Below are 16,144 nucleotides of genomic sequence, written 5' to 3' on the forward strand. Positions count from 1 at the left end.
GAGGAGATCCGTCGTGCCAGGCGGTGGTGCCCGACAGCATCGCTATCGGTCAGGGGACCGTACCCGTCCATCGTGCCAACAGCAGCGCGGGGACGGCCCCTCCCCCGAAGCGGAGAGGTCCCGCTGGCCCGGCTGGCTACCGAACAGGCCGCGGCTCTTCTTCGTCGTGGCGTCGGCCGCCGCGTGGGCGGAGACTTCCTCCTCCTGGCGGCGGGCGCGGCGTTCGGCTTCGGCGCGGGCGAGGTCCTCCTGCTCGAACGGTCCGCACAGGTGGTCCCGCTCCCCGGGCCGCCCACGGGTCCGGACCTGCTGCCAGCGGTCGTCGCTGAACCGTCTCCCGCAGCCGACGCACACGGGCCGCCGCGCTTCCCGCTCGGCGGCCTCGCACTCTGTACGGCGCCGACGGACCGTTGAGCTGGATGGCGTAGAGCCGGTCGCCGTCGGGGTTGTCCAGGGTCTCGGGCAGCGCCCGGTGGTCGTCGACCGCCGTGACGCCCTCTCCCCCGCCCTGATACGGGACACCGGCGAAGAGAGGGCGCGCCGCCTGCTCCAGGCTCCGCATCCGGCTCTCCCGCTGCGCGGCCATCCGTCCGAGTGTCCGGTGAACAATGAACGCCACCAGCACATAACCCTCACGGCCGGTCGCCGGGTAGAGGCGCGACCACAGCCGGAACCCGTGCACCTCCGCGCCCTGGGCCGGCAGCTGCACCCCTGCAGCAAAGAACACAAGTCTCCGCCTGCGCCCTCTCTCCCGTCAGGGCGCGGCGCAGAGTAGTCACGGCCCCTCGGCTTGCCGGTTTCCGCGTTGTCGGTCAAGCCCGATGTTGCGGCGTCATCCGGACGGTGGGATGAGGGCGCTCGGAGCACCGGGCGGGGCGGGGGTGTCCGTAGGGTGGCGGTTATGACGGAGAGCAGTTTCCCCATCGCCGAGGCCGGACATCGTCTTGGCGTCCTCGTGCGCGAGGTCGGTGCGTCGGGTGAGCCGGTCGCCCTGACCGAGGAAGGCCGGACCGTCGCGGTCCTGGTCAGTGCGGCTGACTTCCTCGAGCTTCAGGAGCTGCGGGCCCTGGCCGCCTACCGCGAGCGCCAGGCGCTGGGTGAGGAGGGGGCAGGTGTGCCGCACAGCGAGGCCGTACAGCGCGTCTTCGGCGGGGACGGCACGTGAGCGCGGTGTACGAGGTCATCTGGGAGCCGGAGGCCTTGCGGCAGGCGGAGCGCCTGGCGAAAAACGATCCGTCCGGTGTGCGGCAGGTGTTCACCGCCGTCGACCGCCTCGCCCGCGACCCGAGACCCCGGGGTGCTTTCGGCAGCGCGGATCTGCTGCGGATCCACGTCGGGCCGTACCGGGTCCTCTACGAGATCAGCGCCCACCGGATCCGGGTCAGCGTCATCCACCTCGGCCGCCTGGCCTGAGGCTATCGCGGCCACCCGGCGGCCGGAGACAGCACTGGCGCGATGCTGACCACGATCCCGCACCGACGTCTGGCCCGACGCCGCAGCCGGGCGCCGTGTACAGGCGATCGGCCAGCGATACAGGACCATCGCGGAACAGTTCCTGGTCCACCTCGCCCAGCACGTGCGGCCGGTCGACGACGTCGACTACGACCAGGTCCCCACCGAGCGCCTTCCGGTTCCACCGAAGTCGGTGGTCCGCGAGGTCCTCGGGGAGCACTGGCCGTCGGGCTGGATGCTGGCGAAGGGTGCGAGGGCGCCCGGCACGCGGGGTGCTGCACGTGCCGGAGCACTGGGAGGAAGCGCCGCAGGGCGCCCCGCTGCTCGGTGTGGAGCAGGCGCTGAACGTCGCGGAGACCGGCCACGACCCTTTGCTCACGGGCGGGCTCCGAGAACCTGCTCCAGGTCGATGCCGTCGGAGTCGTCCCGCCCCGCAGCGCAGAAGGTGTCCACAGTCGGCGCCGCGGCGAGCCTCACCTGCCAGGTCCATGCGCCATGCCATGACGCCAGTGGGAAACCGGATACCCAACACTGAGCAACACGGGCACCCCGCGTGCGGCGCGGTCGACGGTGGGAACGGCTGAGGGCCGGGGAACGTGTCCCCGGCCCTCAGCAGGCTCCTTACGTCACCGGTTCAGACACCGGCGGACATCATCGCCATCAGGCAGGCGAACAGACCGCAGCCCAGGACGGCCCAGGCACAGACCCTCAGGGCCCGCTCCCAGGACAGCCCCTTGGCCCGCCCGGCCACCAGGGCCCCCGGCCCCGCGAGGAACGGCAGTACCGCCGCCCCCAGCAGGGCGAGCCCCCACCCGAGCGAGGGCGAGGCGCCCTCCGGCAACTCCGCCCGGCCCAGGGCACCCAGGGTGTACTGGGCACCGTTGAAGGTGAGCGGGAGGACCGCCAGCAGGGCCGGCAGGAAGGCAAGACAGACCAGCGCCACCGCGCCCGCGAGGCTGCCGCCCCGAGATTCTGTCGTGCTCTGATTCATGTCCATCTCCTACCAGCGTGGCACGTACAGGCCAATATTCTTGGCAAAGAGTCCCCAGATCGCCTTGGCGAAGATGTTGTTCGCCTTGGAGCAGGGCCTGCTCCTGTTGCACCAGGTGTTGTCCGGACCCCATGCCCGTACATGCAGTTGCAGGATGCCGTACTTTTTGCCGAACCAGAACTTGATCTTCTTGTTCTCCCAACTGCCTCTCAGGTCGCATCCCGTATCTCCCAGCTGTCTCCCAGCCCGCAGCCCGGGCTGTGTCCGGACGGTGGTCAGCCGGCACGTCGGGCGATGGCCCTCACCCCGACACAGCGGCTTGGACGACCCGCGGGCTGCGGTTGACGGGCCACACCGTCGCGGAGCAACTGGAAGCCTGGAAAGCGCACCCTGACACCTGGCGCCCATCGGAAACCACGGTGAGGGGCCGATCCATGGCCTGGCGCCAGGCAAGCGAGGCGTTGCACAGCGCGAGAGACCCACAAGAGCGGCTGAAGAAGGCAGCTTCCTTCCTCCAAGCACCCTGGTGGCCACTGAAGTCATTCGTGCAGGCCGTGAATATAACAGGGGGCAAGCGATGAGCATGGACGAACCAGAAAGGTCGACTGAGCAAGAGACTCTGGAGGCTGAGACATCGGACCACGGTTTCTCGCAGGACGATGATCGGCCCGGCCACACCACAATGGATGATATTGATGCCGCCGATTCCTCCCGCGGTGGCGCAGAAAGCGAGGACGCCACTGATGGCACACCGGAGGATCTGGAAGAGCTGGCCGACGGCGACCGAGAGACGGAGAAGCCGGAGGCCGACGGCGACGGTGTGTCGGCGGAGCCGATCGGCAGCGAGTCCCCAGACCACGATGAAGCGGGGCACGCGGCGGCAGGGGACATGGATGCCTTAGGTGACGCTGATGATGACGCTCACGGCGGTGATATATGGGACCGTCCGCGGACACCGGGGGACCTACTGTCCGCCCCTACAGACGATGAATCCGCCATCAGGGGAGACCTGCACGAACAGGGCAACCCCGGCAAGCCGTCCGCTGAAACCGCGGTTGCCGATGAAGGGGCCCCTCTGCCGGAGACCGCGGGTGCCGAGGAGCCGACCGCGTCGGAAGAGGCGACGGATACGACCCCCGTGAGGGCGAAGAGGGTGTACCAAGCAAGCCGGCTGAAGAACCGAACGGCTCTCACAAGAACAGTGAAGAACCCGCAGAACGTCCGGGGCCGGATGATGGCTCCGCAGATGTACGCGGCAGGAACAACTCCGCTGAAGATCCGCGCCCGGAGAAGCCCCCACCACCGACGAGCAGGAAGCGGCTGTCGAGGCTCCTGAGGAGAAGAGGGATTCTGCGGACACGTCCAGAGAGACCGGGGGGCAAGCCGAAAGCCCCGCCATGGACACGGGCGGGCATCGCGACGACCTGACCGGCGGCGGCCACGGTGGAGAAGAGTACGAAGACCACGCTGACGATCATTCCGGTGGCCAGAAGGGCGACGGTGAGGCAGAGGATGCGAACGAGCCTGACGTACCGTCGGAGAAGGACGGCGAGGCCGATCCGAAGACGGGGGAGCAGCCGGAGAACCCGCTGGCCGACGTGGCGGAGGCCCTCGGCGAGCGGCATCCCGAGGTGGCCTCGGTGATCACTAAGCTCGGTGCGGACGGTGCGAACAGGCTGAACGTGATCGAGAACTTGAAGGACCCCGTGGGCGGGGGCGAACGGACCCTGGAGATCATTCAGGAGCTCGCCGAGGGAGGGATCCTGGAGGGACGCTCCTTGGAGGAGTACAGGTCCGAGAACCCCGGCCGCGGCCCCCTGTTCGAGCCCGTGGAACATGAGGTGAACTACGAGCCCGACGGGACGTCCCGCAAGAACGCGTACGTCGAGCAGACCAAGGTGGACGACCCGGTGCGAGCTCTCGGAGCCTCCATCGAGGACAGCGACCGCGACGCCTTGGACGAATACGGCAAGAGGCTCAAGAACGAGGTGGAGTCGGCCGCCTACGAAGATGTGACGAGTCTCCTTGAGGAGGTCGGCGGCGCCGACGATGCCGAACTGAGCATCCGCACGAAATACGCAGACGGACTGGTCGACAAAGTGAACCGAATGACGGAGGGGAGTGAGGGCCGAAAATCTCGTCCGGATTACCAGATCGGGGATGTCATCGATGCTGTGGGCGCGAGAATTACCGTCGAGGATACTGCCCGGCTCGAAACTCTTCTCGAAAAAGCTAAGGAGTACTTCGGTACCGGAGAAGGCGGGCGCCTGCTGGAGGTCGAGAACATGTACGCCGAGCCAAAGAGTGGTAATCCGAGCTACCGCGTTATTCCCATGATCGTAGCCATCGAGGTCGACGGAAAACCGTACACATACGAACTCCAGCTCACGACAGAGCGGGCTTCCGTGGCTGCTGACCTTGAGCACAACACCGTGTACAAGTCGCATATCGAAACGACCTCGGAGGAGCGCGATGTGATGCGTACAATGCAGGCAGAAGCGGCGGCGTTGGACCAGGAAGAGACTCGCAGGAGGTACCCGTGACAGATGAGACCGGACCGAGGTTCGTTATGATCTCGACGTTCCGCAGAAAGACTGAGGACGGGTTCATGCTCGCGGCTTTCGTCGTCGACGAGAGGGAGTGTGAATCTCCTGCGGAAATGAAGTCGATCACGAACGAAGCCCTCACCGAGCTCCAGCGTCGGCGCATCGTCGGGGAGGTCGAGACCCGCAGGGCGAAGGTCGGCGAGTTGCCGTCAACCCTGCCTCGGTGGCCGGAGTACAAGAGGAAACTGGAAGCTGAGGATCAGGAGTCGTGATGACCCATCGGGTGTTCGGCGCGTGGCACGACTGGGACACCGCGCGCCGGCAGTTGGCGGTGCTCGCTCCGGAGGTTTCGGCGCAGCGTCTCGGGGAGGCCGTCTCGTTCGCCGAAGAGGCCCATGGGGATCAGAAGAGGCCCGCCGGTGAGCCGTATGTGGAGCACCTCCTGGAGGTGGTGGAGATCCTCGTGTCGGGCGCGGGTGTCCGCGATGAGGACTTGCTGGTCGCGGCCGTACTCCACGACGTTGTGGAGGACACCGACCGCACGGCCGGGGAGGTCGGTGAGCGGTTCGGGCCCCGGGTCGAGGAGTGGGTGGGCTGGGTGACGAAGCCACGCCCCGAGGCCCACGAGGAGCCCGCAGAGGTGCGAGACCGCTACCTCCTGAGCCTGCGTTCCGCCCCTCCAGAGGTCCTGCTGCTCAAGCTGGCGGACCGGTTCAGCAACGTGCAGCGGCTCGACACGCACCCGCGGCCCGAGAAGCGGCGTTCCTACTACCGCGAGACGTGCCGCCACCTGGTACCCCTCGCCGCGGGGGTCCCATGGTTCGAGGCGGCCTTCGAGGAGTGGCGGGAGTTCTACCGCCACTTGGAGGACGGGGTGGCCGCAGCGACGGCCTGACCCCGCCATCGGTGCGGGTGCCCGGGCGCGGGGCCGCCGCGCTGCTGGATGCTGTCCGCCTGGACCGCGGGGGACACTCGGTTTCCGCCGCTGGGGATGTCCACTCGGTCGCCCTTCGGGATCGGCCTGGAGGGCGTGTCCGGCGGTGGTTCCGCAGAGGGCGATAGTGATTGGCGGTGTTGTGGTCCGCCGATGCCGAGCTGCCCCCGCCCCGCGGGCGGGGCGGACTTCGTGCGAACGCGAAAGCCCTGCCGTCCGTCGGCTCGGCCGGCCTGGTCCTCGGTGACGGTGGTTGCCGGAGCGGGCGGTGCGGGGCGGGTTCGGTGCCTAGGGGCGGGCGTAGAGGTTCACGACGAAGTCGATGCCGTGGCCTCGCTGGCTCTTGAATCTGATCGTCACGGAGTTGTGCCCCGGCCCGCCGTTGAGGATCGAGGCGTAGGCGCCGGTGCCGTCGGTCCGCTGGTCGAGCGCCTCCACCAGGGTGATTCTCTCGTTGTGCGGGGCCTGGAAGGTCTTCGTCTCGGTCACGATCCTCATCCAGGAGGAGCTCTTCACCACGGCCTGGCTCAGGACGAGGCGATCACCGGGCATCCGGGACCCCACGATCAGGTTGTGCGACTGAGCGGCGGCCCGCTGGGCGTTGGGCACGGTGTCGGCCACCGTGGCCGTCGACGCGGCCGAGGCGGCGGGAAGGGTCACTGCCAGGGTGAGTACGGCGACGGCGAGCATCCGCCCGCCCCGCCAAAAGCGCTGTGTGGTCATGCCTCTCACGCTCCACCGGACCCCGCACGCCCGCACTCCGACACCGGGCCGCACTCGTCCGAACGTGGCACCCCGCCGGACCCCGAAGAGGACCCAGCCCCGTCGGGAAAGCCCGCCTGGTGGTCTTCGAGTGTGGCGTGGAGGGTGCGTTCGGCGGTGGTTCCGTAGAGGGCGACGGCCTGGTCGTGTCCGGCGAGCTGTCCGTAGCTGCGTACGAGGGGGGCCGGGTCGAGGCTGGCGTTGGCGGGTACGGGCCGCGTGGTCCTGCAGGTCCTCGGGTGCCTCCTTGAAGGTGAGGTGCTGCTGTGTCTGGCGGTCGTGGCCGAGGAGTGCTGCGGCGATGACCCAGTGTGGATGATCCGGACGCCGCCGCCGACGGTCACCGGCCCTGATGTGGTCACCGGCACGCTGGAGCGCGGGCGGGGCGGATGGCGAGTCGGGTCTGTGCATCGCAGAGCGCGCCGAACGACCCCCGCGCGGGCGGGGCGGGTACTTCGTGACCTGGGGTGTTGTCACGTGATCATGCTGTTTTCGTTTACCTGCATTCGGCCGGAGATGGCTCCCGGTCATGTCCGCCAGCCCTTCCCCACCCTCACCCCCACCAGTCGTGGGGGTGCCCGATGACCGCGATGGCGATCGGGTTGACCGACGAGCAGCGCAGGAAGTTGTCGGAGCGGGTTCGTGAGGTGAACAAGCGGTCTGTGAGCAGGCCGCGGTGACCGGGCTCCGCGCCTTGCCCGGGCTGCTCCGGTATTGGGTGTGCCCGTTGTGCGGGTGTCACGACGACGACGCTGCTGAGGCGTGTGTCTACTGCCTGCCCGACGACATTTGAGTTTCGGGCGTTCGGGGCCGGGAGGTCAACCCGGGCAGTCATCACCGCCTGGCGGTGATGGCCACCCGGACCGGGACCACCAGCCCCCTTCTTCTCCTGCTGCCGCTCGCACTGTGAACGGCAGAGCCCCCTCGGGCCCCCGACGCCCCGTAACGCCAGACGACGGCCGGAGCCGTGACTGCTCATACCGAAAACCCCGCGCACGGGGAGCCGGTTCTCGGAGCCGTCGGGGTCGAGGTCGCCGCGGAGGGTGTTCCAGGTGTTGGCGGGCAGTTGCTGCTGCCCGTTGGTCATGAGGATGCTCCGGCTCCGAGGCGCAGCGGCAGGGTGCCGTGTGTCTGGGCGTGGTAGGCGGTGTGAATCCGGGTCTCCTCGGTGTCGGTGACGTAGTCGCCGACGAATCCGAAGGGAATCCAGCGCACCTTGGTCACGGTGGTTGCGCTGTCCGGGACGGCTGCTGCTTCGCGTTCGGTGGAGGTGAGCCGTCCGCCGTCGCAGACGAGGACCACGTGCTCCTCCCCGTCGGCGTCGTCGTCGGCGGCCGGTGTGTGGTCGATGGTGAGGATCGTGGTGACCGGCCGGTGGAGGTCGGTCTCCGCGGCGAGGGCCCGGGTGGGGATCTGGCCCAGGGGGTGTGTGTCGGTGTGGGTGGCGGCGGGCAGGCGCCAGCGGGTGCCGGTGCCCGGGTGGACGAGGAGGACGTGGTCGTCGGCGTCGGTGACGAGGACGGAGATGTCGATACGCACAGGTGTGTATCCCTTGCGATCCGGTGGTGGAAAGGGCCGTCCGGGGCGCCCTGGTTCCGGAGCGCCTGGTACGGCACCCCGGCGGAGTTGGCCAGCCCGCCCCCTGCCGGGTCGGACAGGGAGGTGTCTCCGGCAGAGGGCGGGCCGTTTCCCGCCCGGGCGGGGGGCGGGGGCGGGGGCGTGTGGCCCGGCCCAGGGCAGGGCGGGGGTTCAGCGTTGCTCGGGCCGGTGGCACCGGCAGTCACAGCGCGGGGTGACGTCGACGGGGCAGAATTCACAGGCGTCCATCCGGCACTCGGGCCCGACCTCGACCTGCTCGCCCGGCTCGGGCCGTCGGGGCCAGGTGGTGCCGGTGTACTCGTGGACGTGATCACCGTCGTGCGCCGGGCTCTGCTCGGTGCAGAAGGTCTTCGCGTGCTCCGGATGCAGCTCGCCGCAGAGGCTGAGCACCCGGCCGTACCCGGTGGCCTCGGTCAGCCGGGGCACGACGGCTTCTCCGCGGGCCCCGCCAGGTCGGCGTCGACGGGGCCCGTGTGCAGGAGTTCGGTGGTGACCTGCTGGAAGTTGTGGTGACCGGTCGCCGCGGCGTGGCCGAAGGCCCAGCGGGCGAAGTCCGCCAGCGGCGGCCCGAACGGCGACCGCGCGTCGCACTCCGTGCACTCGACTATCCGGGTCGTGGGCGCACCTTCCACCCGCGTGAGTAGTGAGCCAGAAGGGCTGGGGGAACCTTCAGGGGTTGCCGTCATGCCTATTCCCCGATCTGTGGGCGACACGGCATGACGCTAGGGAGCGAGTGTGCGTGAATACCAGTGATGTTCACGAATGTTCAACAGGTCACCCTGGAGCAGTACGCCGGTCTGAAAGTCCTTGACCGCAACCCGAAATCCGCGCCATGGTGTCGAACATCCACGCACATCAGGTGAGTTGGAGGCGGCTATGTCCGTAGTCTTCGTAGGAGTCGACCCGAGTTCGAAGAACGGCGAGAGTGCCACCGTGTGGCTCAGTACCGAGACCGGGGAGCTGTTCGTTCAGTCGTACCGGGCCACCGACGAGGAGATCCGCGAGTGCAAGGAAGCCGGCTCAGGGCCTGGCCACTCGACTGAGGTGCCCCCGCACGAGACGATCATCCGGATTCCCGTCAGTGTGCTCCAGATCCTTCAGGAGGCGTGCAGTGCATCAGGTCCCCACCTGGGATGAACTTCTCGGGTCCGCTCAGGTGTCCGCTGTCCATCTGGAGATGCGCGACGCTTACGCCGTCGACTACGAGCAGGGTGCGTTCGCCGACTGGCGTGCGGGGCAGCGGAGTGACCCGGATGACCGCGCGTCCTGGTGGGAGCCCTGGCACACTCTGATCGCCGACACGCTGGCGCGAGGCGTCGTTATCCGCAGGGCGCGGATCGTCTCCGAACCAGTGAGCGAGTACACCCGCTTCCTGCACTACGAGACCTACACCAACATCGTCGCCGGAGAACAGGTCCGGTGGCTGCCCCGACGGCAGGCATCCGCCATCGCCCTCCCGGGCAATGACTTCTGGCTCATCGACGACCGGCTCATCCGCTGGAACCACTTCACGGGCGAGGGTGCGTCGGGGGGCGGGGAGGTCAGCGGAGATCCGGCAGCAGCCCGTCTGTGCGCCGAAGCGTTCGAAGCTGTGTGGGAACGAGCCACCCCGCATGGCGAGTACAAGATCCGATAGCACGAGATCCGGCCAGCTCATGCCCATCTCACCGTCTTCGTCGGCGCACGCAGCGCGCCAAACCGTCGCGCAACGCCTTCGTGACCTACGCCGCGACGCCGATTTGACCGGAAGTGAGCTGGCCAGGATCTGTGGGTGGACCCACCCAAAGACCTCCCGGATCGAGAACGCCAAAACGCCGCCGTCCCCCGACGACATCCGGCGCTGGTGCAATGCCTGCGGCGTACCGGATCAAGCTCCCGACATCGTGGCGCAGTCACAAAACGCCGAAGCCATGTACGTCGAGTGGAAACGGAAGACGGCGGCCGGACTGAAGCAGCTCCAGGAGAGCTACGTTCCGCTCTTCCAGGCCACCCAGGTCTTCCGCGTCTATTCCGGTACCGTAGTCCCCGGTTTCCTCCAGACCGAGGGATACGTGCGGGCCCTCCTGGGCTCCATCTCTTCGTTCCACGAGGTCCCGAATGACGTAGAAGCAGCGGTCGCCGCACGTCTGGAGCGCTCTCGCATCCTGCACGAGCGGACCAAGCGGGTGCTGCTGCTGGTGGAGGAGTCGGTCCTGCGTCACCAGATCGGTGACGCAGACGCCATGGCCGCGCAGCTCGGCTGTCTCCTCACAGCCGGTGCGCTTCCGACCGTCTCGCTCGGGGTGATACCCAGTGCGCGGCGGGACCGCAGTATCTGGCCGATGGAGACGTTCCACATGTACGACGACACCCTGGTGTCGGTGGAACTGCTGTCAGCCCGGGTGACGGTCACGCAGCCGAGCGAGATCACGCTGTATCTGCGCGCGTTCGAGGATTTGCGGTCGATGGCGGTGTACGGGGCGGAGGCCCGCGCGCTCATCGTGCGGGCGATCGAGGCGCTGGCGGCCGAGTAGCCGCCCCGCCTTCCGCTACGACAGCTGATCAGCGCCGATGACGATCACAGTGGCGTCGTCTCGGTATCCGTCTGTCGAGGTCGCTGCCCCGACGATCGCGTCCGCCAGCAACCATGGCTCACCCTTCGGGGTCGGGTCCGTGCTCCTCGAGGTGCTGCTGCATCTGGCGGTCGTGGCGGAGGAGTGCTGCGGCGATAGCCCGGTGCGGACGATCCGGACGCCGCCGCCGGCGGTTACCGGTCCCGATGTGGTCACCGACACGCTCGAGCCAGAGCGAAGCCCCGCGCGGGCGGGGCGGATGGACCTGACGTTGGCCCCGTATGCCCTAGTTCATTCCGTTTTCCATGCCGGGTCGGGCTGCCGTCGTCCCGGCGGCACGTCCCGAGCAGTTGTCGGGTCTGACGCGGGGGGCGCCGGTCGGGTACCGTGAAAGCCAGGAGGGCCCCCGCCAAGGCCGGATACCGAGACGGGAGCCCCTGCAGATAGCCGAGGGTTTCGGCCTGAGCCTCATATGACGGGGCTCAGGTCAGCCCTTGAGCCACCTCCCCAGCTTCCGCGCTGCTCGGACCAGTAGGTCTTCGATGCGCTGCCGCAAGGTCGGTTTGGGCTTTCCGCGACGCCCCATGGGCGCCTCCCCTCAGAACAGTCACCAGTGGTTCCCGGCTGGTGACCTTCTTTTGGGTTCGGGCCGGCCCCGAGGGCGGGGGCCCGGACGCGAATCGTTGAGGGGAGGCGCCACGAAGCGCACCGGTACTCTACCCCCGGCGCCCAGTCGTACGGTCCGTTCCGTCAACTCCCGTACACGAACGTGCTACTTCCGCAGCCCCGGCCCGCCAGGCCGGTGCCGGAACAGACCCCGGGACCGAGCCACTCCCGCTCAGTGAAACCCCGCCCGGGGAAGACGCGAGGTCGTCCTCGAGAGCAACCTGGGTGATGCGTTCGGCGGTGGTTCCGCAGAGAGTGATGGCCGCATCATGTCTGGCGACTCGTGCATGGCTCCGGACGAGAGCCGGATCGCCGCTGCCGAGTGACCCCCGCGCGGGCGGGGCGGATTCGGGCATCCGTCCTCCTGTGGTGGCTCACCCCGGACGATCCCCGCGCGGGCGGGGCGGATCTACGCGTCCGATCCGAAGCAGTCCCCGATGTAGGACGATCCCCGCGCGGGCGGGGCGGATACTTCGTGACCTGGGGCGTTGTCACGTGATCATGCTGTTTTCGTTTACCTGCATTCGGCTGGGGCTCCGTTGGTCCGGTGATCTGTTGGCCCGGGGCTGGGCTGGGCGGGGGCTGGGTGTTCAACGGTATCGGGCGGTGTGGTCGTCGTGGGGTTGTCTGGGTCGATTCCGGTGTCCGGAAGGCGACTTGCCCCGGCTCGGGCTGCGGTGGAGTCGGCCGGGTCCGCTGCCGGTTCAGTGGAACCCCGCCTGGCCGGGGATGCCTGCCCGGTGGTCTTCGAGGGCGGCGTGGAGGATGCGAGCGGCTCGGGTTCCGTAGAGAGCGACCGCCTGGTCGTGGCCCGCGTGGCGGGCGTAGGCGAGGACGAGGCCAGGGTCGGTCTCGGCGTCGGCGCGCACGGCCGCCCGGTCCCAGGCGTCCTCGGGCGCGGTGTCGACGGTGGGGTATTCGACGAGGTCGAGGTCAGTGTTCTGGTTTTCGCGGGCGGTGAGGGCTGCCCGTGCGGCCTGGAACTCGGGGTTCGGCACGGTCGCCTCACGCTCGGCCTGTCCGGGGTTGGGTCCGTGCTGTTCGAGGTGCTGCTGTGTCTGGCGGTCGTGGCGGAGGAGTGCTGGCGGTGACCCGGTGGGCCTGGTCGGGGCGCCGCCGTCCTGCGGTCAGCCGTGCTGATGTGGTCACCGGCACGCTGGAGCCAGAGCTGCACCCCGCGCGGGCGGGGCAGACAGCCACGGGAACGGGGCTCCGTCCACGGTGATCGAACGATCCCCGCGCGGGCGGGGCAGAGACCGCAGCGTCTTTACCGTCGCCGGGGGGCGCCACGAACGACCCCCGCGCGGGCGGGGCGGATTGATGAACACCTCGTGCTCATGCCTGCTGAGGTGAGCGACCCCCGCGCGGGCGGGGCGGGTACTTCGTGACCTGGGGTGTTGTCAGGTGATCTTGCTGTTTTCGTTTACCTGCATTCGGCTGGTGTTCCGTTGGTCCGGGGCTGGGCTGAGGTTCAACGGTATCGGGCGGTGTGGTCGTCGTGGGGTTGTCTGGGTCGATTCCGGTGTCCGGAAGGCGACTTGCCCCGGCTCGGGCTGCGGTGGAGTCGGCCGGGCCCGCTGCCGGTTCAGCGGGGCGGTGCCCGGCCGGGGAAGCCCGCGCGGTGGTCTTCGAGGACGGCGTGGAGGATGCGGGTGGCGGTGGTTCCGTAGAGAGCGACCGCCTGGTCGTGGCCCGCATGGCGGGCGTAGGCGAGGACGAGGCCCGGGTCGGCCTCGGCGTCGGCGCGTACGGCCGCCCGGTCCCAGACGTCCTCGGGCGCGGTGTCGACGGTGGGGTACTCGACCAGGGTCGGTCCGGCAGTCTGGTTCCTGCGGGCGGTGAATGCTGCTCGGGCGGCCTGGAAATCCACGTTCGGCACGGTCGCCTCACGGCCTGTTCGGGGTCGGGTCCGTGCTGCTCGAGGTACTGCTGCATCTGGCGGTCGTGGCGGAGGAGTGCTGCGGCGATGACCCGGTGGGTGTGGTCCGGGTCCTGGAGGATCGGACGACTGCGCGCGGGCGGGGCGGACCCCCGGCTTCCCTCCGGACTCGGGAGAAACCTGAGAACGACCCCCGCGTGGGCGTCGTCCGCCCGCGTGGGGGTGGTCCGCGGGCGAGGGCCCGGCCGGGGGTGGCCTCTTGGGGTGGGTTGGGCATACTGGGTCAGCCCGGCCCGGGCGTGTCTTCTTCGGTCTGCTGGGCCTCGGCGGCGCGCAGTCGGTCCGCGATGCCCTGGCCGAGGTCGGCGACGAGCTGGCGGACGTCGTCCGGCAGGGTTTCGTCGGCTGCGGCGGTCGCCGCGGCGCCCAGGCCGATGAACCTTCGGAGGAAGACCTCGTCATCGTCTTCGGTGTCGGGCATGTGCGGGCCTTTCTCGGGTCAGGTGCCTTCGGGGTGGTCTTCGGTCTGGGTCCAGCCGTGGTCGGGGGCCACGATCTCGATGGGTTCGGCCGCGGCCTGGTCCCGGAGGACGATCGCGGGGGCGGCGAGGCCGAGCAGTGCGAGGAGTGCCAGGGCCCGGCCGAGGTGGTCGTGGTCCCGCCGGTTGCCGGTGGTGCTCATGGGAGTACCGCGTCGAGGATGACGGGCAGGTGATCGGACGCCTTGCGGGTGGCGGGGGTATCGATCGTCCGGTACGCCAGCGGCGTGAAGTGCCTGGTGGTGAGGATGTGGTCGAGCCCCAGCGGGGTTTTCTCGTTGGGGTACCAGTGGCCGCCCGTTCCTCCCTGAGGCGGGCCTGGGGGTCCTCCCAGCCGGAGTCCAGGAGCATTCTGATCGCGCGGCGGTCCATGGCGCCGAAGGTGCCGTCCTCGTTCACGAGCCGGCAGCGGGCGTAGAGGGTGGGAGGCTCGCTGCTCCAGTCCGGGTCCGGATCGTGGAAACCGGAGCAGTTCAGATCGCCCATCAGGATGGAGCGGCGCGGGGCTCCGGGGAAGTCGCCTGCGTGGTCCGTGAGCCAGCTGCCGACCTCTGCCAGCCGCGCCGTGCCGCCCGCGTGGGACAGGTGGGTCGCGAGGACGAGCAAGTCACGGGAATCGTCCCCGGCGTCCACGGGGCGGAAGCGGGCGCGGATCAGGGCGTGGTGGAAGATCTGTGCCGCGGGACGGCGGCGGTCGACGAGCCGCGGCTTCTCCCGCCGGTACAGCAGGGCGGTGAAGTTCAGGCTGTCACCGACGCGGGAGGGCTCCATGGCGACCGGGGTCATCCCGAGCGCGTCCGCGAGGCCGAGCAGCCGACACTCGCCCTGGTGGCCCCCGTAGCTGCACTCCTGAAGGGCGAGGACGTCGGGGCGGAGGGCGGCCAGGACCTCGGTCTGCTTGCGGAGCCGGTTCTCCGAGCCGTCGGGGCCGAGGCCGCCGCAGAGGATGTTCCAGGTGCCGGCGCGCAGCTGCCGCCCGTCGGTCATGAGGACACTCCGAGGTCGAGGCTGAGGCGGATGCCGTTGGACTGTTCGCGGGCCCGGGTGGCCGCGTGGATGCGGGCTTTCTCGTCGGGGTGGACGTAGTCGTCCAGGAATCCGTCCGGGACCCAGCGCAGGTCGGCGGGGGTCGTGGTCGCGGTGTCCGCGATGTCGTCGGTGACGGTGCCGCAGTCGCAGACGATGGTCAGCATGTCGGTGGTGTGGGCCTGGTCGAGGGCGAGGCAGTGCGTGACCGTCAGCCGGATGCCGGTCTCCGCGGCGAGGCCGCGGGCGGCGGCGTCGCCCAGGAGGACGCCGTCGTGGACCTCGCCTCGGGGCATCCGCCACTGAGCGGCGGTACCGGGCTGGCGGACGAGGAGGGTGCGGCCGTCGGGGGCGGTGGCGAGGACGGCGATTTCGACGCGCATAGGGGGTCCCTTGCGATCCGGTGGTGGAGGGAAAGGGGGGCCGCCGGGGGTGCCACGGTTCCGGAGCGCCTGGTACGGCACCCCGGGCGGAGTTGGCCAGCCCGCCCCCTGCCGGGTCGGACAGGGAGGTGTCTCCGGCAGAGGGCGGGCGGTTTCCCGCCCGGGCGGGGGGCGGGGGCTGTGCGGCCAGGCCCGGCCCCGGGCCGGGGACAGGTGGCGTGGGGCCGGGCGGGTACCCGCCCCGGGGGGAGGCGGGGGTTCAGCGCTGCTCGGGCCGGTGGCACCGGCAGTCACAGCGCGGGGTGGCGTCGACGGGGCAGAATTTGCAGGCGTCCATCCGGCACTCGGGCCCGACCTCGACCTGCTCGCCCGGCTCGGGCCGTCGGGGCCAGGTGGTGCCGGTGTACTCGTGGACGTGATCACCGTCGTGCGCCGGGCTCTGCTCGGTGCAGAAGGTCTTCGCGTGCTCCGGATGCAGCTCGCCGCAGAGGCTGAGCACATGGCCGTACCCGGTGGCCTCGGTCAGCCGGGGCACGACGGCTTCTCCACGGGCCCCGCCGGATCGGCGTCGGCAGGGCCCGTACCCGTGTGCAGGAGTTCGGTGGTGACCCGCTGGAAGTTGTGGTGACCGGTGGCCTCAGCGTGGCCGAAGGCCCAGCGGGCGAAGTCCGCCAGCGGCGGCCCGAACGGCGACCGCGCGTCGCACTCCGTGCACTCGACTATCCGGGTCGTGGGCGCACCGTCCACCGGGGTGAGCAGGGTGTCCGGCGATTCCGGGCGCGCAGAGAGGGGCGCAGCCATGATGGCCTCCGAGG

The 16,144-nt window shown here is 69.5% G+C and carries 20 protein-coding genes and 1 pseudogene; 8 read left to right on the forward strand and 13 right to left on the reverse strand.

Features of this window, described 5'->3' with window-relative positions; genetic code table 11:
* The first annotated feature begins 901 nt into the window (after window positions 1-901).
* Both CRV15_RS28960 and CRV15_RS28965 read left to right on the forward strand, forming a co-directional pair.
* Complete coding sequence (locus CRV15_RS28960; protein ID WP_003955461.1) at window positions 902-1,165, forward strand: type II toxin-antitoxin system prevent-host-death family antitoxin; 264 nt, start codon at window positions 902-904, stop codon at window positions 1,163-1,165.
* Window positions 1,162-1,413, forward strand: a complete 252-nt coding sequence (locus tag CRV15_RS28965) for a type II toxin-antitoxin system RelE family toxin (protein ID WP_003955462.1) — start codon at window positions 1,162-1,164, stop codon at window positions 1,411-1,413. Before CRV15_RS28960 ends, CRV15_RS28965 begins: the two co-directional genes overlap by 4 nt.
* Window positions 1,414-2,086: 673 nt before the next feature.
* Here the strand turns inward: CRV15_RS28965 and CRV15_RS28975 are convergent.
* Window positions 2,087-2,443 carry a hypothetical protein gene (locus CRV15_RS28975; protein WP_009998956.1) on the reverse strand — a complete coding sequence of 119 codons (357 nt, stop codon included), beginning with the start codon at window positions 2,441-2,443 and terminating at the stop codon, window positions 2,087-2,089.
* Between the two features lie 577 nt (window positions 2,444-3,020).
* Between CRV15_RS28975 and CRV15_RS28985 the strand changes: the two genes are divergently transcribed.
* The 4 genes from CRV15_RS28985 to CRV15_RS29000 all read left to right on the forward strand — a co-directional run bounded on the left by CRV15_RS28985 (window position 3,021) and on the right by CRV15_RS29000 (window position 5,884).
* Entirely contained in the window at window positions 3,021-3,779 is a 759-nt protein-coding gene (locus tag CRV15_RS28985; protein ID WP_230864342.1) for a hypothetical protein, read from the forward strand.
* 61 nt (window positions 3,780-3,840) lie between these two features.
* Window positions 3,841-4,986, forward strand: coding sequence for a hypothetical protein (locus tag CRV15_RS28990; RefSeq protein ID WP_003955468.1), 1,146 nt, complete (start codon window positions 3,841-3,843; stop codon window positions 4,984-4,986).
* The gene (locus CRV15_RS28995) at window positions 4,983-5,261 is read left to right on the forward strand and encodes a hypothetical protein (RefSeq protein WP_003962960.1); all 279 of its coding nucleotides are present in this window, start codon (window positions 4,983-4,985) and stop codon (window positions 5,259-5,261) included. Before CRV15_RS28990 ends, CRV15_RS28995 begins: the two co-directional genes overlap by 4 nt.
* Complete coding sequence (locus CRV15_RS29000; protein WP_009998958.1) at window positions 5,261-5,884, forward strand: HD domain-containing protein; 624 nt, start codon at window positions 5,261-5,263, stop codon at window positions 5,882-5,884. Before CRV15_RS28995 ends, CRV15_RS29000 begins: the two co-directional genes overlap by 1 nt.
* Before the next feature lie 327 nt (window positions 5,885-6,211).
* Here the strand turns inward: CRV15_RS29000 and CRV15_RS29005 are convergent, their stop codons facing one another.
* From CRV15_RS29005 to CRV15_RS29030, 4 genes are all read right to left on the reverse strand, one after another.
* The gene (locus CRV15_RS29005; RefSeq protein WP_009998959.1) at window positions 6,212-6,646 is read right to left on the reverse strand and encodes an MBF2 family protein; all 435 of its coding nucleotides are present in this window, start codon (window positions 6,644-6,646) and stop codon (window positions 6,212-6,214) included.
* Window positions 6,647-7,768: 1,122 nt separating this feature from the next.
* The gene (locus CRV15_RS29020; RefSeq protein ID WP_003955476.1) at window positions 7,769-8,224 is read right to left on the reverse strand and encodes an NUDIX hydrolase; all 456 of its coding nucleotides are present in this window, start codon (window positions 8,222-8,224) and stop codon (window positions 7,769-7,771) included.
* 210 nt (window positions 8,225-8,434) lie between these two features.
* Complete coding sequence (locus tag CRV15_RS29025) at window positions 8,435-8,710, reverse strand: hypothetical protein (RefSeq protein ID WP_003955477.1); 276 nt, start codon at window positions 8,708-8,710, stop codon at window positions 8,435-8,437.
* Window positions 8,698-8,970 carry a DUF7848 domain-containing protein gene (locus CRV15_RS29030; RefSeq protein ID WP_044955425.1) on the reverse strand — a complete coding sequence of 91 codons (273 nt, stop codon included), beginning with the start codon at window positions 8,968-8,970 and terminating at the stop codon, window positions 8,698-8,700. Before CRV15_RS29030 ends, CRV15_RS29025 begins: the two co-directional genes overlap by 13 nt.
* Before the next feature lie 425 nt (window positions 8,971-9,395).
* Between CRV15_RS29030 and CRV15_RS29040 the strand changes: the two genes are divergently transcribed.
* Together CRV15_RS29040 and CRV15_RS29045 are read left to right on the forward strand one after the other, a co-directional pair.
* On the forward strand, window positions 9,396-9,920 hold the full coding sequence (locus tag CRV15_RS29040) for a DUF6879 family protein (RefSeq protein WP_003955480.1): 525 nt from the start codon (window positions 9,396-9,398) through the stop codon (window positions 9,918-9,920).
* Window positions 9,921-9,939: 19 nt separating this feature from the next.
* The gene (locus CRV15_RS29045; protein ID WP_003955481.1) at window positions 9,940-10,797 is read left to right on the forward strand and encodes a helix-turn-helix domain-containing protein; all 858 of its coding nucleotides are present in this window, start codon (window positions 9,940-9,942) and stop codon (window positions 10,795-10,797) included.
* 1,409 nt (window positions 10,798-12,206) lie between these two features.
* Here CRV15_RS29045 and CRV15_RS29070 read toward each other — a convergent pair.
* From CRV15_RS29070 to CRV15_RS29100, 8 genes and pseudogenes are all read right to left on the reverse strand, one after another.
* The gene (locus tag CRV15_RS29070; protein WP_003955485.1) at window positions 12,207-12,500 is read right to left on the reverse strand and encodes a hypothetical protein; all 294 of its coding nucleotides are present in this window, start codon (window positions 12,498-12,500) and stop codon (window positions 12,207-12,209) included.
* 587 nt (window positions 12,501-13,087) lie between these two features.
* Window positions 13,088-13,372, reverse strand: coding sequence for a hypothetical protein (locus CRV15_RS29075; protein ID WP_230864340.1), 285 nt, complete (start codon window positions 13,370-13,372; stop codon window positions 13,088-13,090).
* Window positions 13,373-13,664: 292 nt separating this feature from the next.
* Complete coding sequence (locus CRV15_RS29080) at window positions 13,665-13,862, reverse strand: hypothetical protein (protein ID WP_003955488.1); 198 nt, start codon at window positions 13,860-13,862, stop codon at window positions 13,665-13,667.
* 18 nt (window positions 13,863-13,880) lie between these two features.
* The gene (locus tag CRV15_RS37005) at window positions 13,881-14,063 is read right to left on the reverse strand and encodes a hypothetical protein (protein ID WP_029183224.1); all 183 of its coding nucleotides are present in this window, start codon (window positions 14,061-14,063) and stop codon (window positions 13,881-13,883) included.
* A 133-nt stretch (window positions 14,064-14,196) separates the two neighbouring features.
* A pseudogene (locus CRV15_RS37780) lies at window positions 14,197-14,907 on the reverse strand (endonuclease/exonuclease/phosphatase family protein); the annotation flags it as partial.
* Window positions 14,904-15,329 (reverse strand): NUDIX domain-containing protein, encoded by a 426-nt coding sequence (locus CRV15_RS29090; RefSeq protein WP_009998964.1) that lies wholly within the window; start codon window positions 15,327-15,329, stop codon window positions 14,904-14,906. The pseudogene CRV15_RS37780 and the gene CRV15_RS29090, both read right to left, overlap by 4 nt.
* A gap of 259 nt (window positions 15,330-15,588) precedes the next feature.
* A complete protein-coding gene (locus CRV15_RS29095; protein WP_003955491.1) occupies window positions 15,589-15,864 on the reverse strand; it encodes a hypothetical protein in 276 nt (91 codons plus the stop codon).
* Entirely contained in the window at window positions 15,852-16,130 is a 279-nt protein-coding gene (locus CRV15_RS29100) for a DUF7848 domain-containing protein (RefSeq protein ID WP_003955492.1), read from the reverse strand. Before CRV15_RS29100 ends, CRV15_RS29095 begins: the two co-directional genes overlap by 13 nt.
* Window positions 16,131-16,144 lie beyond the last annotated feature (14 nt).

Origin of the sequence: Streptomyces clavuligerus (assembly GCF_005519465.1) — a bacterium.
Classification (GTDB): Bacteria; Actinomycetota; Actinomycetes; order Streptomycetales; family Streptomycetaceae; genus Streptomyces; species Streptomyces clavuligerus.